The sequence below is a fragment of the Alteromonas sp. ASW11-130 genome (assembly GCF_026183735.1).
Lineage (GTDB): Bacteria > Pseudomonadota > Gammaproteobacteria > Enterobacterales > Alteromonadaceae > Alteromonas.
This window is the reverse complement of record NZ_JAPFRE010000027.1, coordinates 44,035-69,305: the sequence shown is the minus strand read 5'-3', so window position 1 is coordinate 69,305 and position 25,271 is coordinate 44,035. Positions and strand designations below refer to the sequence as shown.

General features: G+C 43.0%; 25 protein-coding genes. 6 read left to right on the top strand and 19 right to left on the bottom strand.

Features of this window, described 5'->3' with window-relative positions:
* Nucleotides 1-367: 367 nt before the first annotated feature.
* Both OPS28_RS09465 and OPS28_RS09460 read right to left on the bottom strand, forming a co-directional pair.
* Complete coding sequence (locus OPS28_RS09465; RefSeq protein ID WP_265609211.1) at nucleotides 368-1,162, bottom strand: DUF2189 domain-containing protein; 795 nt, start codon at nucleotides 1,160-1,162, stop codon at nucleotides 368-370.
* Nucleotides 1,163-1,279: 117 nt separating this feature from the next.
* A complete protein-coding gene (locus OPS28_RS09460) occupies nucleotides 1,280-1,807 on the bottom strand; it encodes a lecithin retinol acyltransferase family protein (protein ID WP_265609210.1) in 528 nt (175 codons plus the stop codon).
* Between the two features lie 379 nt (nucleotides 1,808-2,186).
* Here OPS28_RS09460 and OPS28_RS09455 point away from each other — a divergent pair, with 379 nt between their 5' ends.
* From OPS28_RS09455 to OPS28_RS09430, 6 genes are all read left to right on the top strand, one after another.
* On the top strand, nucleotides 2,187-3,410 hold the full coding sequence (locus OPS28_RS09455; protein ID WP_265609209.1) for a pyridoxal phosphate-dependent aminotransferase: 1,224 nt from the start codon (nucleotides 2,187-2,189) through the stop codon (nucleotides 3,408-3,410).
* 4 nt (nucleotides 3,411-3,414) lie between these two features.
* Nucleotides 3,415-4,056 (top strand): 5'-deoxynucleotidase, encoded by a 642-nt coding sequence (gene yfbR, locus OPS28_RS09450; protein WP_265609208.1) that lies wholly within the window; start codon nucleotides 3,415-3,417, stop codon nucleotides 4,054-4,056.
* A 14-nt stretch (nucleotides 4,057-4,070) separates the two neighbouring features.
* Nucleotides 4,071-5,426, top strand: coding sequence for an anti-phage deoxyguanosine triphosphatase (locus OPS28_RS09445; RefSeq protein ID WP_265609207.1), 1,356 nt, complete (start codon nucleotides 4,071-4,073; stop codon nucleotides 5,424-5,426).
* Nucleotides 5,427-6,510: 1,084 nt separating this feature from the next.
* Entirely contained in the window at nucleotides 6,511-6,885 is a 375-nt protein-coding gene (locus OPS28_RS09440) for a deoxyguanosinetriphosphate triphosphohydrolase (RefSeq protein ID WP_265609206.1), read from the top strand.
* A 42-nt stretch (nucleotides 6,886-6,927) separates the two neighbouring features.
* Nucleotides 6,928-7,401, top strand: a complete 474-nt coding sequence (locus OPS28_RS09435; RefSeq protein WP_265609205.1) for a YchJ family protein — start codon at nucleotides 6,928-6,930, stop codon at nucleotides 7,399-7,401.
* Nucleotides 7,402-7,557: 156 nt separating this feature from the next.
* A complete protein-coding gene (locus OPS28_RS09430) occupies nucleotides 7,558-9,387 on the top strand; it encodes a M2 family metallopeptidase (RefSeq protein WP_442863982.1) in 1,830 nt (609 codons plus the stop codon).
* A gap of 723 nt (nucleotides 9,388-10,110) precedes the next feature.
* Here the strand turns inward: OPS28_RS09430 and OPS28_RS09425 are convergent.
* The 17 genes from OPS28_RS09425 to yceD form a co-directional block, all read right to left on the bottom strand.
* Nucleotides 10,111-10,611 carry a flavodoxin family protein gene (locus tag OPS28_RS09425; RefSeq protein ID WP_265609204.1) on the bottom strand — a complete coding sequence of 167 codons (501 nt, stop codon included), beginning with the start codon at nucleotides 10,609-10,611 and terminating at the stop codon, nucleotides 10,111-10,113.
* Nucleotides 10,611-11,036 (bottom strand): VOC family protein, encoded by a 426-nt coding sequence (locus OPS28_RS09420; RefSeq protein WP_265609203.1) that lies wholly within the window; start codon nucleotides 11,034-11,036, stop codon nucleotides 10,611-10,613. Before OPS28_RS09420 ends, OPS28_RS09425 begins: the two co-directional genes overlap by 1 nt.
* A gap of 332 nt (nucleotides 11,037-11,368) precedes the next feature.
* Nucleotides 11,369-13,702 carry a PKD domain-containing protein gene (locus OPS28_RS09415; protein WP_265609202.1) on the bottom strand — a complete coding sequence of 778 codons (2,334 nt, stop codon included), beginning with the start codon at nucleotides 13,700-13,702 and terminating at the stop codon, nucleotides 11,369-11,371.
* A 438-nt stretch (nucleotides 13,703-14,140) separates the two neighbouring features.
* Nucleotides 14,141-14,707 carry a pyridoxamine 5'-phosphate oxidase family protein gene (locus OPS28_RS09410; RefSeq protein WP_265609201.1) on the bottom strand — a complete coding sequence of 189 codons (567 nt, stop codon included), beginning with the start codon at nucleotides 14,705-14,707 and terminating at the stop codon, nucleotides 14,141-14,143.
* Complete coding sequence (locus OPS28_RS09405) at nucleotides 14,691-15,473, bottom strand: TatD family hydrolase (protein ID WP_265609200.1); 783 nt, start codon at nucleotides 15,471-15,473, stop codon at nucleotides 14,691-14,693. Before OPS28_RS09405 ends, OPS28_RS09410 begins: the two co-directional genes overlap by 17 nt.
* A gap of 13 nt (nucleotides 15,474-15,486) precedes the next feature.
* Complete coding sequence (holB, locus tag OPS28_RS09400; RefSeq protein WP_332017724.1) at nucleotides 15,487-16,338, bottom strand: DNA polymerase III subunit delta'; 852 nt, start codon at nucleotides 16,336-16,338, stop codon at nucleotides 15,487-15,489.
* 35 nt (nucleotides 16,339-16,373) lie between these two features.
* The gene (gene tmk / locus OPS28_RS09395) at nucleotides 16,374-16,991 is read right to left on the bottom strand and encodes a dTMP kinase (protein ID WP_265609198.1); all 618 of its coding nucleotides are present in this window, start codon (nucleotides 16,989-16,991) and stop codon (nucleotides 16,374-16,376) included.
* 3 nt (nucleotides 16,992-16,994) lie between these two features.
* Nucleotides 16,995-18,008, bottom strand: a complete 1,014-nt coding sequence (gene mltG, locus OPS28_RS09390; protein ID WP_265609197.1) for an endolytic transglycosylase MltG — start codon at nucleotides 18,006-18,008, stop codon at nucleotides 16,995-16,997.
* The gene (gene pabC, locus OPS28_RS09385) at nucleotides 17,992-18,801 is read right to left on the bottom strand and encodes an aminodeoxychorismate lyase (RefSeq protein ID WP_265609196.1); all 810 of its coding nucleotides are present in this window, start codon (nucleotides 18,799-18,801) and stop codon (nucleotides 17,992-17,994) included. The genes mltG and pabC overlap by 17 nt, the downstream gene beginning before the upstream one ends.
* 142 nt (nucleotides 18,802-18,943) lie before the next feature.
* Nucleotides 18,944-20,185 carry a beta-ketoacyl-ACP synthase II gene (gene fabF / locus OPS28_RS09380; protein ID WP_265609195.1) on the bottom strand — a complete coding sequence of 414 codons (1,242 nt, stop codon included), beginning with the start codon at nucleotides 20,183-20,185 and terminating at the stop codon, nucleotides 18,944-18,946.
* A gap of 74 nt (nucleotides 20,186-20,259) precedes the next feature.
* Nucleotides 20,260-20,499 carry an acyl carrier protein gene (gene acpP / locus OPS28_RS09375; protein WP_044056889.1) on the bottom strand — a complete coding sequence of 80 codons (240 nt, stop codon included), beginning with the start codon at nucleotides 20,497-20,499 and terminating at the stop codon, nucleotides 20,260-20,262.
* A gap of 196 nt (nucleotides 20,500-20,695) precedes the next feature.
* Nucleotides 20,696-21,439, bottom strand: coding sequence for a 3-oxoacyl-ACP reductase FabG (gene fabG / locus OPS28_RS09370; RefSeq protein ID WP_265609194.1), 744 nt, complete (start codon nucleotides 21,437-21,439; stop codon nucleotides 20,696-20,698).
* A 22-nt stretch (nucleotides 21,440-21,461) separates the two neighbouring features.
* Nucleotides 21,462-22,385: an ACP S-malonyltransferase gene (fabD, locus tag OPS28_RS09365; RefSeq protein WP_265609193.1), complete on the bottom strand. Its 924-nt coding sequence runs from the start codon at nucleotides 22,383-22,385 to the stop codon at nucleotides 21,462-21,464.
* 27 nt (nucleotides 22,386-22,412) lie between these two features.
* Nucleotides 22,413-23,378, bottom strand: coding sequence for a beta-ketoacyl-ACP synthase III (locus OPS28_RS09360; RefSeq protein ID WP_265609192.1), 966 nt, complete (start codon nucleotides 23,376-23,378; stop codon nucleotides 22,413-22,415).
* Nucleotides 23,375-24,400: a phosphate acyltransferase PlsX gene (plsX, locus tag OPS28_RS09355; protein WP_265609191.1), complete on the bottom strand. Its 1,026-nt coding sequence runs from the start codon at nucleotides 24,398-24,400 to the stop codon at nucleotides 23,375-23,377. The genes OPS28_RS09360 and plsX overlap by 4 nt, the downstream gene beginning before the upstream one ends.
* A 17-nt stretch (nucleotides 24,401-24,417) precedes the next feature.
* Nucleotides 24,418-24,588 (bottom strand): 50S ribosomal protein L32, encoded by a 171-nt coding sequence (gene rpmF, locus OPS28_RS09350; RefSeq protein ID WP_265609190.1) that lies wholly within the window; start codon nucleotides 24,586-24,588, stop codon nucleotides 24,418-24,420.
* Nucleotides 24,589-24,591: 3 nt separating this feature from the next.
* Nucleotides 24,592-25,119 (bottom strand): 23S rRNA accumulation protein YceD, encoded by a 528-nt coding sequence (gene yceD, locus OPS28_RS09345; protein ID WP_265609189.1) that lies wholly within the window; start codon nucleotides 25,117-25,119, stop codon nucleotides 24,592-24,594.
* Nucleotides 25,120-25,271: the final 152 nt, after the last annotated feature.

Below are 25,271 nucleotides of genomic sequence, written 5' to 3'. Positions count from 1 at the left end.
CTTACACTTTTCACCTTCCACTTTTCACTTTTCACTTTTCACGTTTCACGTTTCACGTTTCACTGTATTGAACCAACCATATGGCGTAACGATTTTGGCTGTGGGTTCAGCTTTCCACTCATTATTAATGGCTGAAAACAACGATAAGTTCTGTTGTATTTTTTTAGTCTGAAAGTAAAATTATTGTAAATCGACAAATAACCAGAACCTTATATTAATAAGCCTCTGATCGTATTGAGCTTGTCAATGTTAGTTAGTAAGAAAAGTACTAAAGAATGAGTTTTAGTTAGGAATTAATATAAAAGAAGTGGGCTTTTCGACACGAAGATGATGTCGAAAAGCCAAAGGAGAGTAAACTTTTAACATTTTATACGTAATTACGGGGCTTTTTAGTAGTAATCGCGTCAATGTAAGCGTGCCAAGAGGCGTAACCTAGCAAAGGCATGAGAAAAACAAAACCGATAAACGCGGTAAGGAATCCTAGCGCCACGCAAGAAAAAATAATACCTCCCCAGATAAACATAGGCACCTTGTTTTCCCACACTGCATTCACACTGGTTAGAACCGCCGTAGCTAAGTCGACTTTGCGTTCCATTAATATTGGCTGGGTAAATGCGCTTATAAATAACAACACCACAGTAAATATCATGCCGACAAAAGTCCCTACTGCTAAAAAGGGGATAAAGCTTTGATATGTTTCATCATAAGTGGGTGGGTAAATTGCATGGATCAGCGATGCGACCCGTAACCAAAAGATCATAAGTACAATTAACAGTACAGCGAAGCCCCATTCGTGCACCGCATTACGTTTCATCGCATTTAAAGAATGTCTTAAACTGGGTGTATGCTGTTTTTCCATCTCCCAGCTTACATCATACAAACCTGCGGCTAAGTACGGGCCAAGCAACATAAAACATATAAGGGCGGGTAAGATGACTAGATGCCACCCGGTCATTGCTACTAGCCCGGTAATGGCCCACGGAATAATAGCAAACATTATTCCGTAAAATAATGAGATTCCCGGCGCTCGTTTAATATCCTGAAATCCAAGCGATAGCCATTTGATTGGATCGCTGACATCTAATTCCTTACACGGAATAACGCGTGCTATTCCACTTTCAGTAATAGCGTTCCGAGGTGTTTCTTTAAAGTGCTGCGACATATTTCCCCCAAATGATGGTGACTAGGTATTTCGGACGTGTCGATTCACATCTAACCTATATTTACGATAGGCAGAGATCGCAGGCTTCTCAACTTTTTACATTGATTAATTATCAATTTAGGTGCTTGTTACCGTTTGTTGCCATCTAACAGGGGATTTATAATGTCTCGCTATCGCTGCATTGAGTTGCGCAAACCGTGCTATTGGCGGGTTTTTACCCGTTAAACATCTATTCACATAGCGATGACAGTTATTTTCCACCAAATCGTATTTAGAATACTGGAAAATCGTTTCGCTTGTACGAGTTATAATATCTGGACTTGCCAGCACATTGCGCCTTTCATCGCAGGCAACGAAAATTTTGTCCCCACTACGGTTAGCTAAAAAACGCGCAGGAGAAATCGCCCGAATTAACCCTGTACCAGCTAACTCCACGACTTTATCATCTAGCCATATGCCAGTATGTTGGAAAACGCCATAGATACCACAACACACAATGGCACCGTCTATGGGGAGGACTTTTTTATCGCACTCTCCAGGAAAAACACCCACGTCACCGGACGCTTTTTGTTGCTCGCGGGCAAATTCCACACCTGCGGCAGCGGCAACCAAACCGGCTCCTAGCCAAATCAATGGTAATGGCATACCACCTCTCTATAAACAGTATTTTAGTTTTATCACCCACTCTTTCTATATTTATAAGCGTAGTTCAGGCTGAGTACAAAACGACTTTGTAACCGAATGTTTATTGAGTAAACAATTATTTCGTTGGTGCTGTAAATACCAAATTTTGAGTGATGAAAGATAAACTTTTTAAAAATAATTCGGATGCAGAAGGCGCTATTTTTTCTACTATTGCAGTAGGCTATGTTCACGTGAAGCTAACGAGGTGAATGCCAGGTTTTAATTCTTATAAATTTGGTGAAAACGCGTTGAATTATTACTATTTCATTTAAAAATAGTTCTTAACACTACACCGTGCGTTACGATACTCTGATATCACTTTTCTTCATCAGTGGACAATATGAAACCTGTAGCTCGCTCTCATAAATTGGATAATGTTTGTTATGACATTCGTGGGCCCATTGCTGCTCAAGCTAGAAAAATGGAAGATGAAGGTCATCGTATTCTAAAGTTGAATATCGGCAACCCCGCCCCCTTTGGTTTTGACGCTCCCGACGATATTTTACGAGATGTCATCCATAATCTGCCTACCTCCCAGGGCTATTCGGATTCTGCAGGTATTTATGCCGCCCGGGTTGCTGTGATGCAGTACTATCAGCAAATGGACATTCAAGACATACGGGTAGATGATGTATTTATTGGCAACGGCGTTTCAGAAATGATCATGATTGCCATGCAAGCATTGTTAAACACTGGTGATGAAGTATTGTTACCGAGTCCTGACTACCCCCTTTGGACGGCAGCCGTAAGCCTATCTTCAGGCACGCCTGTCCACTATGTCTGTGATGAGCAGGCAAACTGGTTTCCAGATATTGAAGACATAAAAAGCAAGCTCACCAAGAAAACCCGTGCAATTGTACTGATCAACCCCAATAACCCCACTGGCGCAGTATATGACCGAACGTTACTGGAAGAGGTTGTCGAACTTGCAAAGCAACATAATTTAATCGTTTTCAGCGATGAAATTTACGATAAGATTCTTTATGACCACGCTAAGCATACCTGTATCGCCTCATTATCAGATGAAATATTCTGTGTGACCTTAGGCGGCTTGTCTAAAAACTATCGCGTTGCAGGCTTCCGAGCAGGTTGGTTAGTGGTCAGTGGAAATAAACGCGTAGCAAAAGACTATATCGACGGTATCAACATGCTTTGTTCAATGAGGATGTGTGCCAATGTCCCCTGCCAGACTGCTATTCAGACAGCATTAGGTGGATACCAAAGTATCAATGATTTGATTATTGATGGAGGCAGGCTTAAGGTCCAACGGGATTTAGCTAGCACCATGTTAAATGAAATTGACGGCGTTCACTGCGTAAAACCAATGGGTGCGATGTATTGTTTCGCTCGAGTAGATGAAAAAAAGTTTTCTATCAAAAATGACGAGCAAATGGTGTTAGATTTGTTAAGTTCAGAAAAAATTCTGCTAGTACATGGACGAGCATTCAACTTACATCAGGGTACCTACTTTCGCTTAGTATTTTTACCTCACAGCGATATTCTGATTCCCGCACTTACGCGCATTCAGCATTTTTTTAGACATTACAAACAAATTGGAGTGTAGAGCATTGGAACAAGGCAGTCATTTTTTTGCCCATCTGGCGCGTATGAAACTAATTCATCGCTGGCCATTAATGCGCAATGTTAGGATTGAAAACGTACAGGAACACAGCCTTCAAGTTGCCATGGTTGCCCATGCATTAGCGTTAATTAAAAACCGCTTTTTTGAAGGTCAGCTAAACCCTGAGCGAATTGCGACACTGGCAATGTTTCATGACGTATCGGAAGTGCTTACAGGTGATTTACCCACGCCAGTTAAATACTTTAACCCAGCAATTAAAGAAGAATACAAAAAAATTGAATCTGCTGCCGAGCAAGCCTTGATAGATATGGCACCTGAAGCATTTAAAGAAGATTATGCGCGCCTGATTGATGGCGCGCATCACAGTGAAGAAGAAGCATTTGTTGTTAAAGCTGCCGATGTAATTTGTGCTTATTTAAAAACGTTGGAAGAGTTGGCGGCGGGCAACCGCGAGTTTATGGTGGCCAAGAAACGGCTCGATAAAATGCTAAAGGAATATCACTCACCCGAGGTGGACTATTTTCTGACCCAATACGTACCGAGCTTTTCCCTAAGTTTGGATGAAATTACACTGAATGAAAGTGAATTTATGAAACGTAGTGCCGATACGACTAATCAAGAAAAATAAAGGATGCTGTAACTATGTTTATAGACGAAGATGAAAATAATAATTGGGCGTCCCCTTGGTTAGAACGTCATCTACCACGCAGCCAAAATAGAGATGGTGATCATCGCAACCCATTTCAGCGCGATAAAGCCAGAGTGCTTCATTCGGCTGCGTTTCGACGACTACAGGCAAAAACGCAGGTTTTGGGGGTTGGGATTAGCGATTTTTATCGTACCCGTCTTACTCACTCTCTTGAAGCTGCTCAAATCGGCACCGGGATCGCTGCACAGTTACAGAAAAAATTTCCCACGGAAACCACACAACTCCAACTTGATAGTAATTTAATTGAAACGCTATGCCTTGCACATGATATCGGCCACCCTCCTTTTGGTCATGGCGGAGAAATTGCGCTTCATTTTATGATGCAGGAACATGGTGGATTTGAGGGTAATGGACAGACATTTCGAATCGTAACGCGTCTTGAACCCTATACCGAACATCACGGAATGAATCTTTGTCGCCGCAGTATATTAGGATTAATAAAATATCCGAATTTCATCGACAACCTGACCCATCATCAGTCAGCCGCGCGCCCGACGTCCTTACGTCAGGTAAAGGCCGAACATGGCATGCCCCCCAAAGGCTTATACCGATGCGATGAAAAGTTGTTCACGTGGTTACTGGAACCAATAAGCGAGGCAGATAAAACGGCCTTTATGAGTTACAGCCAATTTGAAGATCGTCACCACAAAACCCGCTTTAAGTCGTTTGATTGTTCGATCATGGAATTAGCCGATGACATTGCCTATGGAATCCATGACTTAGAAGATGCTATTGCAATGCAAATGATTACCCTACGTGACTTCATAGAAGGCATAGCTGAGCCAGTAAAAGACCTTCACGTTCCGTGGCTTTCAACTGAAATTCATGCTCTCGCTGAAAAACTTTTTAGCAACTATCAATACGAACGTAAGAACGCCATTGGTGCCTTAGTAAATTGTTTTATTACTGCCATTAAGGTCCACCAGAATGAACAATTTGAGCACCCGTTACTCGCTTACAATGCCCACCTGCCTGAAACGTATTTGAAAGCACTGGGACAGTTCAAACGCTTCGTATTTGAAAAAGTCATTCGAAAACCCGAAGTACAGTTACTTGAATATAAAGGCCAGCAAATTGTAATGGAACTGTTCGAAGCTTTTTCTTCAGATCCGGAAAGGCTACTTCCCGAAAATACCAGGCAACGCTGGCGAGAGGCTGCAAAACACGACAATGGACAACGCATCATTGCGGATTACATTTCTGGAATGACAGACGAGTTCGCTGCGCGCTTATATACCACCTTATTCATTCCTAAGCATGGAAGCGGGAAAGAGATATTAACGCCATAAAGTGAAAGAATGATCTCCTACTCCGAGTCTGATTCGTAGTTATTAATACGAAAACCAGCCCTATGCGAGGATTTTTATGGCCAAAAAGGTTTGACCATCGGTGGGGCTAACAGGGCATGATGTGACCGATGAATCTATATATCTGGATCTGCGTCGCTACCTTAAAGCCATGGAGTTTGTGGGCGTAAATAGCTTGTTATAAAACTAGACAAATGTTTTTGGCTGGTTTGACGACGATGACGAGGGTAGTTTTAAAGGACAACCTCTCGACTTTTCGTCTAACAAAATTTATCACCCTCATGAGACCATAACACCCTACGAAAAAGTCACCTCATACAATAATTTTTTTGAATTTGGCACTGGGAAAAGCGCCCCTGCTGAATATGCTGTTAAATTAAAACCGCGACGTGGTCATTAACGGTAAATGGCCTGGTTGAAAAACCGTTAAAGTGAGATCGTCAGCAACTCTTGCACAAATTTCTGCTGGAAGTACGAATCTATCGACAACGTTGTGTTGAAGCGTGGTCGATGGTTATTCCTTGGGGTGGGCTTGAACTCAACACCTTGCTTAAAGAAGCTCCCCTTTGTTTAAAGCTAAGTAATTGGCATTTAAAACCGTTGAATGACCGGCACAAATGAGGGAGTCGCTTAGTCGCTTAGTTGGGGGCGGCATAGATTACCCATACGTAGAAGGATTGCGACTTGATGAAGTTATGCATCTGCTCACCATGATGACCGTAGGCCTTTAAGGAGAGACACTGCCCCCCAAAATGGGTAGACGCGGCAAATACTAAACAGCTTTATTTATCTTTGTCTTTTGCTGGTACTCATTCATCACTGGGGGTCGCTAAAGGCCATTGACTATTCTGAGTTAATATAGGCTATCAGTAGCGTTATCTTGCTCCTGTTCAGGAAGAGTAAACTGATACGTTAACCATGTGAGTGAGTTGGCGTTTCCGCAGTAGACCATTCAGGTTTTCTTTTTCAATTCGGTCAGGTAAAAAAATTCAAATTACGCTTGCAGAGGAACTCTTTTTAAAATACTGTATATACATACACTGTACAAATAAACAAGGAAATTGCCATGACTGCTAACGTTTTTCAAATGCCTTTGCCTATTGATTATCAACCGCAACCGAAGAAAGTTCCTAGTAGTGGTAAACCTAAAGGATGGTCATATTTATTAGCTAAAACTCTGGCATTTACGAAAGATGCCACGCATGCAATTCGGATCCAGCAACCCCATAGCGAGATGGTACCTAGTTGGATAAAGAAGCTTATAGTGGCCGGACAGTGTAATACTATTTTTGTTGAAGATCTCCAGCTCCCCCTTAGCGAACAGCAGCAAATAATAGAACTGTGTAGTTTGCATTCGGTAACGTTAGTGAATGTTAAGAATGAAAAAGCGCTCACGGCGCCAAGTTTGCAGAACGTATGCGTTGGGCCTTGGATTAATTAGAATGTCCAGCTAAACTCCTGACCTGATTTGTAGGAGATGAGTATGGCTACTGACTGTTATTGCAACAGTAGAAAAAATTTTAATCAGTGTTGCCAACCCCTATTAGAAGGTAAACAGGTTGCCAGTACAGCTGAAGCACTTATGCGGTCGCGCTATTCCGCTTATTGCACAAAAAACTATTACTATGTACTGAATACCTACGTCGAATCGAAACGTGCAGATTTAACAGAAGATGACTTAGCAGAAACCGCAAAGTTAACAACTTGGTTATATCTTGATGTCATTCCACACGCAGGTTTAGAAGTGGATCAGGTGGAATTTAAAGCCTGGTATAAAGAACGTAATACTGTATTTTTATTGCATGAAACTTCTCGTTTTATTCAAGAAAAAAGTCAATGGCGCTATCTGGATGGGCAATTGCATCAGGATTGTGGAAAAGTCTCTATCGGTAGAAACGATTCATGTGTTTGCAAAAGTGGAAAAAAATATAAACAGTGCTGCATGCGTCGATATTAGCATTTCGTCTTATTTTGCTTACCAAAATCTAACAATTCAATTAAAGTATCAATCACTATATGATGCCCTCACAGGCAATGACGATCACGTTAAGACTTATGGCAGCTTACCCGCTGCTAACAACTCAATTAAAAAATAACAGTCGACACTCAAGGAATGTCTATGGAAATCTTTCGTAAGAAGACTCTCGTTGCGGCAATGGCAGGTGCAAGCTTATTTTCCGCTAGCGTTTTTTCACAGGGTGATTCAAGCACTAAAAAGCTTACCCCCGCAGATGCCATCAGTTTTTTAGAAAATGCCCAAGCTGAAATTGAGAAAATACAAACACCCGCAGCACATGCACAGTGGAGCTACGCAACCAACATAAATATGGATACCGCTGCGGTCAGTGCATATTTAAATGAAGTGATTTCAAACAAGGTAGCTAAGTTAGCCAAAGAAGCGGCAAAGTTCAACGATGTAAAGGTTGATGCTGATACCCGTCGTAAGCTGAACTTATTAAAAAATAGCTTAACCATGCCCCCACCAGCCGATGATAAAAAGTCGGAACGACTGGCAGAAATAAATTCTAAATTAGAAGGAATGTATGGTGCGGGCGAATACTGCCGGAGTGAAAAAGAATGTAAAAGCTTAGTCGATATGACTGCTGAAATGGCTACCTCGCGGGATCAAGATCTTTTATTGGAATACTGGAAAGGCTGGCGTGAAGTATCTGTCACCATGAAAGAGCTTTATGCCGAGCAAGTTTCGATAGCTAACGAAGGTGCTAAAGAACTGGGCTTTGAAAACGTTAGTGAATTGTGGCGAGGTAAATATGACATGCCTGCTGACGAATTTCCAAAAGAGCTTGATCGTTTATGGGGACAGGTTCAACCGTTCTATGAGTCACTGCATTGCCACGTGCGGGCTAAATTAGGTGAGCATTATGGAACAGATGTCGTGCCGCAAGATAAACCTATCCCTGCTCATCTATTGGGTAATATGTGGGCACAGACGTGGGGAAATGTTTATGAGCTAGTGAAGCCAGAGCAGGAGATGAAGGTTCCCGACGTAACAAAAGCTTTAAAAACACAGCAGTATGATGAAATCAAAATGGTGAAACAGGCAGAATCATTCTTTTCATCATTGGGTTTTGAAGAATTACCAGAGACATTCTGGGAGCGTTCAATGTTCCAGAAACCAGAAGGACGTGATGTACAGTGTCATGCTTCCGCCTGGAACCTGGATGACAAAGATGATTTACGAATCAAAATGTGCATCCAGAAAACGGGTGAAGAATTCAACGTGATTCACCACGAGCTAGGGCACAATTACTATCAACGCGCTTACAAAGACCAACCCTTACTTTACCGCAACTCGGCGAATGATGGCTTTCATGAAGCGATTGGGGATACGATTGCCCTTTCTATTACACCCAAGTATTTAAAACAAATCGGTCTGATTGACACCATCCCAGATGCATCAAATGACATTGGTATGTTAATGCAGGTTGCCTTAGATAAAATCGCTTTTATTCCGTTTGGCCTGATGGTAGACCAATGGCGTTGGAAAGTGCTTTCTGGCGAAGTTACACCTGAGAACTATAATGAAGCTTGGTGGGAATTACGGAATAAATATCAAGGAGTAATGGCTCCTGTTGAGCGTGACGCAAACGCTTTCGATCCAGGTGCTAAATACCACGTTCCTGCCAACGTTCCTTATACGCGATATTTCTTAGCGCATATTTTGCAGTTCCAGTTCCATAAAGCCTTGTGTGATATCGCGCAGGATGAAGGTCCACTCCACCGCTGTTCTATCTATGGAAGTAAAGAAGCAGGTAAGGCGCTGAACCAGATGCTTGAAATGGGCATGAGCGAGCCATGGCAGAATGCGCTTGAGAAACTGACGGGTACCAAGCAAATGGACGCAAGTACAATTCAGACTTACTTCGCCCCTTTGAAAAAATGGTTAGATGAACAAAACCAGGGACGCCAGTGCGGCTGGTAGGTTCATTCAGCTAAGTGATAAAAAAGCACCAGAGTTTTATCTGGTGCTTTTTTAAGTCTTATGAAGAGGTTCTCTGCCTATTGGGAGGAACACGTTTCCTGCCTGGCTCATTCCTCTTGTCGTCTGTCACTTCCTTCATCCTCCGTCATTCTCACGAAAGTGGGAAACTATAAACCGAACCATTCCTCTCTTTGTCATTCTCACGAAAGTGGGAACCTTTCAAACGGGCCGTACCTTTCTTTGTCATTCTCACGAAAGTGGGAACCTTTAAAAAGGAACCATTCCCCTCTTCGCCATTTTCACGAAAGTGGGAACCGATAAACCGAACTATTCCTCTCTTCGTCATTCTCACGAAAGTGGGAACCTATAAAACGAACTATTCCTCTCTTTGTCATCCTCACGAAAGTGGGAACCGATAAACCGAACTATTCCCCTCTTCGCCATTTTCACGAAAGTGGGAACCGATAAACCGAACTATTCCTCTCTTCGTCATTCTCACGAAAGTGGGAACCGATAAACCGAACTATTCCTCTCTTCGTCATTCTCACGAAAGTGGGAACCTATAAAACGAACTATTCCTCTCTTTGTCATTCTCACGAAAGTGGGAACCTATCTAACCAACTAAACAATTGGCTAGGTCAGCGAAAAACAGAAATTTACTATTTCAAATATTAACCGACAACGCTCCTGCTTATACAGTACCAGCTAACACAGTCTTGATGTTTAGTACCCTATAGAATCCACGAAACCATTCACTGTGGCACCATGAGTTGTTAGTTCAAATGTGTCGCGCGTACAGCAATACCCCATACCTTTATACTCCATTCCTAAATATTCGAAGGTCAGCTTGAACATTTGTTCAAAACAGTTTGGCGCAATGGGTTTTATCCCGGTGGCTAACAAGCCGACCCGCTTGCCGCGAAGCTGCCTCCCTTCGTCTTTGTGAAAATTAAGTAAATCAGTCAGACGATCCAGAAACACCTTCATTTGCGCACTGGCAGCGTACCAGTAAACGGGTGATGCAAAAATAAGTTGTTTGTACCTGAGTAGTTGGGCTATTAGACCAGCAAAATCATCTTCATAGCTGTTATGGTAATCAAATGGCGCGATTTGATAGTCTGCCAAGTCAAAAAAATCGGCGCCAATTCGTTTTTCAACCTGTCGTGCAAAGGCATTGGTGTTTCCATTCGAACGACTTGAACCCAGAATTATGGCAGTCTTCATCAGTTGTTCTCATACAAATTTCGTTCATTGGGAAGGTCCGAAAGGTATTCTACAAATTCGACTTCATACCCATTTGGATCGATGAAGTAGCAATTCTTTCGAAAGCGGGCGTTTGCACCCGCTTTATCCACCGAATAGCCTGACTTTTGTAATCGATTAATAACCGCATCAATATTATCCGTGACAAATGCAAAATGAGCTAAGCCCATATCGTTACTTTGCAGATTTCTGTTAATGCCACGCCCGTTATTGTTGAAGGTTAGATACGTATAGTCGTCGCCAAAGTGCAACCATCGTCGACCAGTACCATACCATTCACCCACACCTTCTCCTCTTACTTTCCAGTGCGGAAAAGCGGCTTGATAAAATGAAAGTGTTTTATCCATGTCCTTTACAATTAAATTAAGGTGCTCAAGTTTTACCATTTTATTCTCCGAATGATAGCTAGTTCGAAGACATGCTAAAACCTAAACCAAGGTTAAGGTAAAGTGTTTGTCCGATATTTTTAACGTAAACTACGTTTACCTTAAACGGGTATTACTTTATTACGCGTTTGGTTGTGTGGATTGCGGGATTAAAACGGTGAGGTGACTGCCTAGAATTGTTGCGTTACGAATATCTAATAATGAGGCAGCAATAAAGATACAAGCAATAACTGTATAGATCCATTTGTGAGTCAGCTTTCATGCCCAAGAAAAAAGGGAGCGGTTATGTCAACCCACTCCCTTTGCAACACGCTTCAAACTGGTATATTCCTTTAAGGATTTAGCACCGCGTCGATATCGAACGGACGCTCAGATACCTTTATAAAGCGGCGATTGTCAAAAGAGGCAGACCATAAAACATTTTCCGCTGTCTCTGTCCAGTTTGCGTAATCAGCGAAGTAATTCTTATAAAAACGATGTAGGTGGGCCACGTGGTACTCAGTTTCCCCGTCAGCATTTTCGCTGATGAGGGGAGATGACCAGGTACGTTCGTGTTGCAATTGACACTCTTCATTGAAACCTGGCGTGTACTGACTCGGCTTACAATAATCTGTCCAGTCTTTATATCGGCGTATATTTAATTGCGCACCATTATCCAGGATTGCCCAAAATCCTGGCATTTTTGTTATTTCATCAGGCTCAATGGAACCATTATCATTTTCGTCAAATACATCAACGGTAAGGGCAGTCCCATCCGCATTAACCTCTACCCAATAATAGTCATTAGGCGCAAAATGGTCCCAACTTAAGCTGTAGATGCCCGGGGCCAGCGATTCGGTCCATGGTGACATGCTGCTTTTTTCCAGCGCGGTGGACGATGTACCGCCAATGCTGCCAGCTCGGTCAATACTGTGTTTATTATTGACAAACAATAAACCGTCATCATTTCTTTTTAATACCGCCAAATCAAAAACATAGTCATCTGCGTTAGTTGCAATATTAATGAAACCCGCTTCAGAAATAGACCAGGAGCCTGCCAGGTTTTGTTTAGTAATTTGACCGGTACCATCAACATTACTGATGATAATGTTAGCAGTTCCGCCATCACTGAGCGTCCCGTTTAACTCTACCTCTGCTATTCCGTAACTACCGTAAGCTGGCTCTGAAGCAATTTCACCGGTAAATGCATTACGTACCTCAATGGATGCATACTTATAGTATTCTACGAAATAGGTACCTACGTTTAAGGTTTCGTTGGCGTTTAGCACGCCGCGAGATTTAACGGTTTTTAATACAAGCTCAGACTCTCTGGTTTCAGGGGCTTTTTCACCATTGGGGTAAACAACCTGATACGTCTCATTCCAGACTATTGTGTCCGCTTTTTCCGTTTGCTTAAGCCATTTGATGTTAGCACTGACAAGCTGTTCCTGAGTCTCAATCATTTTGCCGGATGTCTCATCGTGAGAAGAGTAATCATGTACCGGGCTATTACTGAATGTAACGTCTACCCCCGTGCTCGATTGTGTCCATGAAAGCTCGATTTCGTGTTGATGGGTTAAAAAGTGGCCAGTTCCGCTCTCATCTAGGCTAATACGTGCTTTGCCAAATTGGCCGTCAGGCATAATGATATAATAAGTATCAGCAAGCGGAATACGATCATTGCCGGCACTCACCAACTCTGGATCATCAATAATCTCATCTTGAGCTTGGTCAACAATTTCCGCAGCACTTTTTTTGGCATTATTGAAGTAGTTAGCTGCAGCCTGCGGATCGGTGACTAGCGCAAGCGTATCGCTTAATTCACTGGGGAGAGTCAGCTCAGGGTAAGCAGTTGAATAATCGATAACGAGTTTGATTGCTGTCGCATAAGTCAGTAGCAAACTATCGTCATAATCTTTTAGCGCGTCCTCTAATGATGCAACATCAGTAATTTTCCCACCATGAGCTTGCTCCATCAAAGCGGCTTGCGCAGTTGTCACATTCGTTACATTCACTGAGAATAAATCGTCCTTAGTAAGCGTTCCGTCATCCCCAGCAGCGTTAACCAGATTGGTAAGTGAATCTAAATGAGAAACCAGTTTCACTGGACTGTTCTCGCCTGGCCCCTTTGCAATGATAGTAACAAGGGCATCGTCCAAAGAATCATCGGCAGAAATATTGATGGTGTAGTCGCCATTAGCGTCGGCTGTAGTCGTATAGGTTTCACCGTTGATAGTAACTTCTACCTTCGCATTGGCAATGGGGCCGTCTGTGACTTTTCCAGATATTGCCATCTCGCGCATGTTCGCTGTGATTGTGACAGTGACTGTCTCTTCGGTTGAATCACCATCATCATCAGTGACTACCACTTCAAAAGTAAGCTCCGTATCTTCCTGGACAGCAGGTGCGGTAAACGTAATAGTCGAATCGCCGTTGTCGAAAGCAACCGTTGGGCCTGATTTTTGGGTCCACTCAAATGATGCGATACTGCCATCACTATCGGTTGCAGATGCTTCTACTACTACTGATTCACCTTCCGCCACCGACGTGTCTGCAACCACAAGCGTAGGCGCATTGTTTGGTGGTGGAGCTTCAATGGGTTGTGGGTCATTGCCGTCACTACCACCACCACATGCTGAAAGAAAGGAAGCACTTATCACCACCCCGAAAAAAGTCCTTAACTGCATATACCACTCCTCAAGACTACATTATTCTAATAATTATGTTACAAAGTAACGGCGCGCATTAAATCATGTAAACGGGGCGTTAGCAATTATGGAGTTTCCTCACCATTTTCAAAATAAAGGGTTGTTTTTGAATTAAAAAATTTCCTTTTTGTTCTAAAAAAAACAACAGCTTCTAACGGGGTTTTACAGATTCGTTCTAATGGGTATGTTAATGATGAAGTCTACGACGTGCCCTATTCCTAAAGTGTCTGAGGTCGATGTGTATACTTAATGAAAGCTAATTAGCACATTTGATTTACTTTTAAAAAGTCTCAACCAGCGAAGCATCTCATAGGATTTTAAGCGTCCGCTAACGTATTTACCATAATACTCGAACTTTATTATACATACGTTTTTCACCTCGTTTAGTCCCATTAAGACCTGGTAACAAAAGGATGGTTAAGGCGTGATTTGTTCTGTTTGCCACCGCGCTTGTGGATCAGAAAAAAATTTCATTCGCAAGTGGGGACTTTCTGCGACATTGAGATAATCAACTGTTTCAATGAAAAAATTTACGATAGCAAAATTCGCTGGGGGATTAGCACGATCTTGGTTCCGCCATTCACCGTAGGAGGAAAGCGGAGACCCAGGTGGAGGACCAAAAAACTGAACCTGCAAATCGTGGGACAGCAGGCTCCATTCTCGCGCAAGTTTACTTTTATCAGCAGTAGCGCATGTTAGAGTAGTTCGACATTGCATACGATATTGCTCTCGCGTCTCGGAGAAATACCAACAAATTGCTACGGACGAATTAAATTTTAGCTGTTCGAATTTTTCACTACGGCGGTCACTTACTATTTCAATTAATCCCTTTTCTGAATGGAAATGACGCATTACTACTGTGCGATTATGCGGACAGCCAAATTTATCTACCGTGGCTAATTGGAAAAAACGAGAACTCGGGTCATTCTTCGTTTTATCGATCGAATGATTGAGTTTGTCTTGCCAACTATCGTGTTTGGTCACGGGTAATTAATGAAAATAAAGTATAAAAATTATCAGTTGTCGCCCGGGCCACTTCTGCTACATCCACCCCTTTTAACTGCGCAATAAACTCTGCCACCTCTACCACATATCCAGGTTGATTTTCTTTGCCACGGTGCGGAACAGGTGCAAGCCAGGGCGAATCGGTTTCAATTAGCAGTTTGTCTAGTGGCAACTGTTTAACAACTTCACGTAATTCTGTCGCGGAGTTAAACGTGACAATACCCGAAATTGAAATGTAAAAACCGAGGTCAATTGCCGCTTGGGCCATATCTAATGACTCGGTAAAGCAATGGAGAACGCCTTGCGTGTGCTCCGCTTTATGCTCTTTCAATAATTGGATTGTATCTTCTCTGGCATCACGGGTATGGATAATTAGAGGCTTTTTCAGTTCATTAGCAACTTTAATATGAGTAACAAATGATTCACGCTGTACTTCCTGTGTGTCGGCACTATAAAAATAATCCAGGCCGGTTTCTCCCACCGCGACCACGCGTGCGTCACTTGCTTTGGTCAGAAGGTCTTCATATGTACAGGCATCTTCTTGATGTAGCGGATGCACGCCACATGAAACAGATACATCATCAAATTGCTGAACCTTTGCCAGCATTTCATCAAACTCTCGCACCGACACTGAGACGCATAGAAAATGCTGCACACCCCGCTGTCGGGCAAACTCTACCGTTTCTTGTAGAGTAGTATTAGAGGCTTTTAATCTGTCTAGATGACAATGTGAATCAACGAACAAAATAACTCCAAACTTAATTTAAATCTAAATAGGAAAACTGAGCCAACAAATTACTTAAAACTAACTTTTTATTCACGCCAGGATTTTGCAAATGTACGTGCGCTTTAATGCATTCATTATAAACTGATAGCGCAGACTGATTTTGGTTTTGAATATATTGCTGATGAACATAGTGCTGGCACCATCCCACAATACGTTTCGCTTCATCTTGCCAGTCAGCCGCAAGTTTAGTTTCATCTGCCTCGCCCGCAATTATATTTTTTAAATCCGCTACAAAGCTTGGGTAGTTAATTCCCTTCCCTTCCGACAAGCTAGCATGTACTTTCAACGGGGCATTGCCATAAGCTTGTAATTGGTCAACTGTGACCTCTTCCATACCTTGTTGTTTTAGCCATCCTAAACTCTGACCGACTGTGGGATTTGGAAGCGGATGTTTTTCACAACGGCTTAAAATTGTGGGTAATATTCTGGATAACTGATGCGTGACCAGAACTAAATATGTGTTGGCTGTGGGCTCTTCCAGCGTTTTAAGTAACGCGTTAGCTGCCGCCTCAGTCATAGTATCAGCGGCAGGAATAATAAGAACTTTGTTGCCACTTAATTGCGAGGTACGACTCAACTTATTTATTGCCTCTCGCACTGAATCTACGCCAATTTGTTTTTCACTTGAAAGCAGATGAAAGTCAGGATGTGTGTTCGCTGCAAATAGCTTACAACTTTGGCATACCTGGCATGGTTGCATATTGTCAGGTGATTTGCATAGCATAACGTTGGCGAGTTGCTGAGCCAACTGCAGTTTTCCAATACCTTCGGCCCCTGTCAAAAGTAAAGCGTGGTGCAACTTATTTGTGCGAAGTCTACTCACTATGGAATGATAATAGGGCAGCAACCAGGCTAACATCAGCTTAAATATCTCAACAGTACGTTTTTAACTTTTTTGTGCACCAGCTCAATTTCTTGATTAGCATCAACCATAATTATAGCGGGATCGTTCCCAGCTAAATCTAGATAACGCTTGCGGGTACGTTTGAAGAATTCCATTCCTTCTTTTTCGATTCGGTCCAACTCGCCTCGACCTCGCGCGCGTTTTAACCCCACTTCAGGCTCAACATCCATATATATGGTTAAATCGGGATTGAAGTTTTTAAGCGTCATCTCACGAAGCGATGCTAAGACATCGTCGCTAACACCCCTTCCGCCCCCTTGATATGCCTGGGTAGAGAGATCATGACGGTCACCGACCACCCATACATTTTTCTCTAAAGCAGGCTTAATCGTGTTAATTAGCAGTTGAAGACGGGCGGCGTACATCAATAGTAATTCAGTTTCTACGACAACATTTTCTTCCCAATCATGCTTGACGCAGTCTCGGATCGCTTCTGCCATAGGAGTCCCCCCCGGCTCCCGGGTACTGATTGACTCAATATTATGTGCAGCTAATGTTTTTCTTATCAAGCGGATGACAGATGACTTACCTGCACCTTCCAGCCCTTCTATTACAATGAATTTACCTATCATAATTTACTGCTTTTTTCTTTTTATCTGGTATTTAAAAACGGCATCGTTATGCTCTTCTAACGTTGCCGAGAAATGATGTGAGCCATCCCCTTTTGCCACAAAATAAAGGTTTTTCGTTTTCCTCGGATGCAGTGCAGCTTCTATTGCCGGCTTTCCAGCCATAGCAATGGGTGTTGGCGGCAATCCTTTTATTCGGTATGTGTTGTAAGGAGTCCGCTGTTTAAGATGTTTGCGTGTCAAGTTACCATCAAAGGTAGGACCAATACCATAAATAACGGTTGGGTCTGTCTGCAAACGCATGTTTGTTTCTAGCCTATTGACAAACACACCTGCAATTTCTTTACGCTCCGATTCGACTGCCGTTTCTTTTTCTACAATCGAAGCCATTATTAACGCTTCGTAAGCTGTATTATAGGGCAAGCCCGGCGCTCTATTATTCCAGGCATTATCAAGATACGACTGCATTGCTATCATGGCCCGCATCAATATATCGCTCGCTTTCGTACCTGCGGTAAAATAGTATGTGTCTGCGAGTAGTAACCCCTCAAGATTGTCAAGCCCTCCTGTAGGTGGCCAGGGCCACTTAGAAATTAAGGCTTGTTCAGTATTTTCGTCTATGTCATATTCAATTTGGTCGTGCGTTTCGAGCGACATCAACCACTGAGAAAAGGTCAACCCTTCTACCAAACGAACGGAAAACTGATATTCATCTCCACTGGCAAACAGTTTGAATACCTCCGCTACGGTCATTTGACTATCTAGCTGGTAGGTGCCAGCTTTTGCCGAATGGCCGTCATAAACAAATTTTAACCATAATTTGACTGAAATGGGATGAGATAATAGCCAACCTCGCTGTTCGAGGTCACGTAATAGCGCATGACCGCTACTTCCTTGCTCTACCGAATACAATACAGGACCGCTAACATTCAACGTTTTCTCTAAATCATGTTGCCACCAATATACAGTGGCAACAGTCATTAGTATTAATCCGACTACTATTTTAACCAAATGAGACATATTCATCCTTAAACGGTAAAGCTATGGCTTGTTGAAGATTAATGACATGGGCACAATCATATTCTGTTGACCCAGAAGCCACCGTAAGCTTGTTCACAGGAACGAGCTTCATTAACGCATTGCATATAAAAACTGCTTCTGCATCAATTATCTTACTGATTGGTAGCTGGCATATCGAAACGCTTCTAGTGTGCTGAGCAAAGTAGTCCAACATAAAACCTCTCATTACTCCCGCTACACCACTTGATTCTACGGAGGGCGTGTACCACGACCCAGTAGAAAACCAAAAAATATTGGCGGCGCTCGCCTCAACTACCATCTCATCAGAATCGCAAACCACCACATCGTCGAAAGGCGAGGCAGCGAGCGATTGTTTTATCATTACTTGTTCTAATCGATTTAGATGCTTACATCCGGCCAAAAGCGGCTGACGGGCTAATTGTACGTGGCTTACGCCAATATCAACGCCTTTGCGCTGCCAACTTGCATAACGGTCAGGAACGTCGTGCCATGAGAAATAAAGTTTTGGGTGTTTATTTTTATCACGGGTATAGCCACGCCCACCTTCACCACTACTTATTAACAGCTTAAGGACCCCGCTCTTACCTACCTGAACTTCATGCGCTATTGCATTGCGTAATAGTTGCTCATCGACACAAATACTTAATCTTTCACTATCCATCAATAATCGCGAAATGTGTCGCTCAAACAACGCGATGGCGCCATTTTCGACCAACATAGTAGTAAATATACCATCACCATAGTTACTGGCTCGGTCATTAATAGTAAACATGAAATTAGGTTAATTCAGATGCGTGAAAATCAGCTCTGCAGTATATCAAGGATGAGGGAACAAATCAGCGCGATAGCGAAGTTTGCTTATTTTTCATGTGAATAAATAGGAAAGAGATAGCAAACGCTATCTCTTAAGCAGATCAGTCAATGCGACGGAATATCAGTGAGCCGTTAGTGCCACCAAACCCAAAAGAATTACATAACGCATAATCTTGAGTGAACGGCTTCGCTTTATGGGCTACAAAATCCAAGTCACAACCTTCATCCGGGCTATCAAGATTGATAGTAGGTGGTGCCATTTTATCTTTCAATGCAGCCACGGTGAATATAGCTTCTACTGCCCCAGCAGCACCGAGCAAATGCCCTGTCATCGATTTTGTTGAACTGACTAACAACTGCTTTGCAGCATCCCCAAACACGCGTTTAACTGCCGCTACTTCAGCAATGTCTCCAGCCGGTGTAGAGGTGCCATGCGCATTGATATAGCCAATTTTATCAACGGATATTGCTGCGTCTTTTATTGCATTTTCCATTGATGCGGCGGCACCTTCGCCATTTTCTGGTGGAGAGGTCATATGGTGAGCATCGCCACTCATACCAAAGCCAACAAGCTCTGCATAAATGGTTGCACCTCGTTCCACTGCCGCTTCATATTCTTCTAACATGACTACGCCAGCGCCTTCACCCATAACGAAACCATCGCGATCTTTATCCCAAGGCCGACTTGCCGCTTGCGGGTTATCGTTACGATCGGACAATGCCCGTGCGGCTGCGAAACCAGATATTCCTAAAGGTGTAATGGACGCTTCTGCACCTCCAGCTAACATTGCATCAGCATCCCCATAGGCGATGGTACGTGCGGCCACACCAATATTATGGACACCCGTTGTACAGGCGGTAACAATATTAAGGTTTGGACCTTTCAAGCCTTCTATTATAGACAAAAAGCCTGAAATCATATTGGTAATAGTTGATGGTACAAAGAAGGGTGAAACGCGCTTTGGTCCGCTATTAAGCAACTTAGCATGATTCGCTTCGATCATTTCCAAACCACCAATACCTGAACCAATAGCCACACCGACACGGTGAGCATTTTTTTCATTCACGACCAACCCAGAATGAGCTAACGCTTGCTTGCCTGCAGCTACGCCAAACTGAATAAACCGGTCCATCTTCTTTGTGTCTTTCTTATCGATATAATCCTGCGGGTCAAAGTTATTGACCTCACCGGCAAATCGGGTTGAATAGTTACTACAATCAAAAAGAGTGATATCTCCAATACCACTTTCGCCCGCAAGCAAACGCTGCCAAGTCTCGTCAACAGACTGACCCAGTGGAGATAACATGCCAAGACCAGTAACCACTACGCGACGTTTTGTCACAAAAAGCCCTCGCATTGGAACTAAGGTAGGTAAAAACAGAAAACGGCTCGAAAGAGCCGCTTTTCTAGATCGCTTTACGCGTCTTTATTCGCGTTAATGTAATCTATTGCAGACTGAACTGTAGTTATTTTCTCAGCTTCTTCATCTGGAATCTCAGTATCAAACTCTTCTTCCAGCGCCATTACCAGCTCTACAGTGTCAAGTGAATCTGCGCCCAAGTCATCTACAAATGAGGCTTCAGGTTTTACTTCTTCTTCTTTCACGCCAAGCTGCTCAACGATGATCTTTTTAACGCGCTCTTCAATGTTACTCATAATTCTAGGTTTCCCTTAACGTCACTAGATATAAAATTTTCGCTAGTTTATTTTGCAAGGTATCAGCTTGCAAGTCCCAGTTGAAACTTCTTTTCTGGTCAAACCAGCGATCTACCAAAGTCTAATAAACAACTAATTAATGCGCAAGCGCCTTAAGTAATTGTTCACAATAGGAATTACTTGCGTAATAACGCAATTAACTCATAAACATGCCACCATTCACATGAATAGTTTCACCTGATATATATGCTGCACCTTCGCTCACTAAAAAAGCAACTGTCGCAGCAATTTCTTCTGGCTTCCCTAGCCTATTTGCAGGAATGTCCTTAAAGATCGCTTCTCTTTGCTCATCTGTCAATGATTTCGTCATATCCGTGTCAATAAATCCCGGAGCGACCACATTAATAGTAATACCACGAGAAGCCACCTCACGTGCCATAGATTTTGTAAAACCCACCACGCCAGCTTTTGCTGCAGCATAATTAGCTTGCCCAGGATTACCCGTACTGCCCACTACTGAACCCACGTTAACGATACGTCCAAAGCGTTTTTTCATCATGCCACGTAGTACCGCTTTTGACAGTAAAAAGATAGAAGTCAGGTTGGTATCTAGAATATCACTCCACTCTTCATCTTTCATACGCATTAAAAGATTATCGCGGGTGATGCCTGCATTATTAACTAAAATATCAATACTGCCAAATTCATCATTGATAGCTTTTAATCCATCATTGATTGAAGATTTGTCAGTCACGTTTAGCATTATACCTTTACCACCGGACGCGCCTAAATAATCTGAAATTGCGTCTGCGCCAGACTGTGAAGTGGCCGTGCCAATTACCTTAGCACCGTCATTCGCAAGCTGCTGAGCAATCGCTTTGCCAATTCCCCGGGATGCCCCAGTCACGAGCACTACTTTATCATTAAGTTGATTATGCATAAGTGTTTATTAACCTTTTAATTTACAGTTCTGCAATTAATTCAGGTGTATTGATAGCCGTAGCTTCCAAAGATTTATCGATACGCTTAGTTAAACCAGTTAGCACTTTGCCTGGCCCTACTTCCAACAGCTTAGCCACCCCATTTGATGCCATGTACTTCACCGTACGTGTCCACTGGACTGGGCAATACAATTGTCGAACTAAGGCATTTTTAATAGCATCTGGTTGCGTCTCTATAACTACATCTACATTATTGATAACCGCAATTTTGGGCGTTTTAATCTCAGTGGTTTGCAGCGCCTGTTCAAGTTTTTCAGCAGCCGGACGCATCAAATCACAATGAGAAGGCACGCTTACGGCTAAGGGTAAAGCGCGTTTGGCGCCAGCTTCTTTACAGGCATTTCCGGCGAGTTCAGCGGCGCTTTTTTCACCGGCTATCACTACCTGACCAGGTGAGTTAAAATTAACTGGCGATATAATATTGCCCGTCTCAGAAGCGATCTGCTGACATATCTGTGCAATCTTGTCATCGTCCAGTCCAATAATGGCGTACATAGCTCCGGTCCCAGCCGGAACGGCTTGTTGCATGTAGTTTCCACGCATTTCAACAAGTTTAACTGCATCTTCAAATTCCATCGCCCCAGAACAAACCAATGCAGAATATTCGCCTAAACTATGTCCGGCTAAAAATTTAAACTGAGATAAATCTGGATTTATTGTCCGCCATACGGCAACACTTGCCGTCAGAATAGCAGGCTGAGTGACTTGTGTTTCATCAAGTTTATGTTCTGCGTCTTCCTGAACCGTTGCCCATAAATCGTAACCAAGCACTTCAGACGCTTGATTAAATGTATCCTTTACAACAGAATGTGCTTGGGCCAGATCACTAAGCATACCTTTTGATTGCGATCCCTGTCCGGGGAACACGCATGCGGTCATGGTCATAATTATTCCTTACCGAAAACTGATAAATTAATACCGTACAAGTGCAGAAGCCCAGGCGAAACCTCCGCCAAATGCTTCAAGTAACAGATGTTGCCCACGCTTTATGCGGCCGTCTCTAATTGCCGTATCTAGCGCTGTAGGAACAGTTGCAGCGGAAGTATTGCCATACTTTTCCAGAGTAAGAACAACTTGATCTAAAGACATATCCAACTTTTTAGCGGTCGCTTTTATGATTCTAAAGTTGGCTTGATGCGGTACGAGCCAGTCTAAATCAGACTTTGCCATATTGTTCGCGGCCAACGTCTCTTCAACTACTTCAGACAATTTGTTGACAGCCACCTTAAATACTTCATTGCCTTTCATTACCCCCCAGTTTTCATGGATAGATTTTTCATCGCCACGAGTAGGGTTGCCAACATACAATAGGTTGCCATAAGAGCCGGCGGCATGAATATGCGTTGATAAAATACCTGGTTGGTCGCTGGCCTCAATAATTGTCGCCCCTGCGGCATCACCAAATAAAATCACCATTGTGCGGTCAGAGGGATCCACCAAACGGCTCAGACAATCTGTACCCACCACTAAAATGCGCTTAGCCATCCCGGATTTGATATATTGATCTGCGACACTCAGTGCATAGCAATAACCCGCACAAGCGGCGGCAACGTCAAACGCCGGAATTCCATCAAGTCCTAGGATTTGCTGAATTTCGCATGCGCTCGAAGGTAGCGCATAGCGGCCACTCGTAGTAGCACAAACAATCATATCAATCGATTTTGGATCGATATCAGCTGCCTCTATGGCCTTTTTGCTGGCCTCGGCACCCATAGTTGCAGCAGTTTCATCTGCACTAATGATACGACGTTCTTTAATGCCGGTACGGTCAGTTATCCACTTGTCGCTGGTATCTACCATTAATTCAAGATCAGCATTAGTTCTTACGTTGCTGGGATAATAACTACCGGTTCCAATAAATCGGGAAAATTTGCTCAAAGCTGCTCCAACAAAACGGTTTCTATTTTGTTTTTTATTTTTTCTGGAACACCCATTCTGGCTTCCTGCATTGCTTCTAAAATCGCATAGTAGAAAGCGTCTGAAGAGGCATTACCGTGACTCTTTACAACAATTCCGCGCAATCCTATCAAACTGGCGCCGTTATACTGGTCGGGGTTCACCCTATTATAGATAGATTTTAGTAACGGTAAGGCAATTTTCGCCATTAAGCGTGTGAACACATTAGCCTGAGACTGTTGCCGTAGCTCGCTTATAACAAGTTTCGCTAACCCTTCACTGGATTTCAATGCTACGTTTCCGGTAAAGCCATCAGTGACCACCACATCAGCATTATCGGTGAAAATATCATCACCTTCGACATAACCAATATAGTTAAGTTCGGCTGCGTCCTTAAATAACTGGTCTGCGTGTTTGACCTGGGCATTACCCTTTATATCTTCTTCACCTACATTTAACAAGGCCACTCTAGGTCTGGCTATACCACTAATTTGTTCGGCAAGCACAGAACCCATCACGCCATATTGAAACAATGTTTCAGATGTACAGTTAACATTAGCACCTAAGTCGAGCAAAAAGACTTTGTGATGTTCAGCGGTGGGCATCATCGAAATCAACGCGGGCCTGTCTATCCCTGGTAATGTTTTTAATATATAGAAAGCTAACGTTAACAAGGCTCCTGTATTGCCCGCGCTTACGCAAGCATCAGCCACACCTTCATTAACCAATTCGATAATCTTGCGCATAGATGAGCTTTTTTTTGTACGCAAAGCTGAAGTAGGCGACTCACCCATTTCAACTACTTGCTCGCAGTGCTCAACAGTCAACCGTTGGCGTTGTTTAGGCGTAAGTGCGTGCAACGAAGGTGTAATGACAGATTCTTTGCCACATAGGATAAAATAAAAATCAGGATGCTGCTGAATAGCCTTGATGGCTGCAGGTAGAGTAACTGGGGGACCATGATCGCCCCCCATGATATCTAACGCAATGGTTAGTTTAGACAAAATTGTATACCGGTCGCTTAGCGATCGATGACCTTTTTGCCTTTATAGTAACCATCAACGGTTACGTGGTGACGACGGTGTGTTTCACCCGACGTTGAATCGACAGACAAAGTCGCGCCTGTCAATGCATCGTGTGAGCGACGCATGCCGCGCTTAGCACGCGTTTTACGATTTTGTTGTACTGCCATAACTTACTCCTGGTCTCGCTTAAGTTCTTTCAAAACCGCGAAAGGGTTTGGGCGCTCTTGTTCCGGTGAAAGTTTGCCAAATTGCATATCATCTTCACCCACCGGGCAATCCTTCTCTGCATGAAGGGCTACTAAGGGTAATGATAAAATCAATTCGTCTTCAAATAATTGAAGTAAATTAACTTCTCCGTGGTCGTTGACCTCTACCGGATCGTAAGCTTCGGGTAATACTTCAGTATCTTCTGGCCCCTGCACTGGGCTAAAACAGAATTTCACATGAAGCGGGTAAGTAAACTCACCATTACACCGCTGACAGATAAGTGATACCTGTGTTGATAAATTGCCGTGAAAAACAGTAAGACCCTGCGCGTCTTTTTCGAACTGTACATCCACTTCAATTGCATCTTCACACGAAACAACTGCATCGAGCAGCCTCGCCATATCTTTGGATGCAAGAATACCCTGATAATCAGAGCGTTTCATTGCACTCTTGAACGGATCGACTGATTGCGGTAATTTCACTTTCTGCATAGGGCGCGCATAATATAGAGTCAACCGTTTTATGTCAAAGGTTTGTTGACGTTTACGAATCATTTTTTGAACAGCAATTCGGCGTATAGTTTTGCAAATTGACTACAAACGCATTACGTTTGCCCCTTTAACACCCATAACTTGTTAAAAAT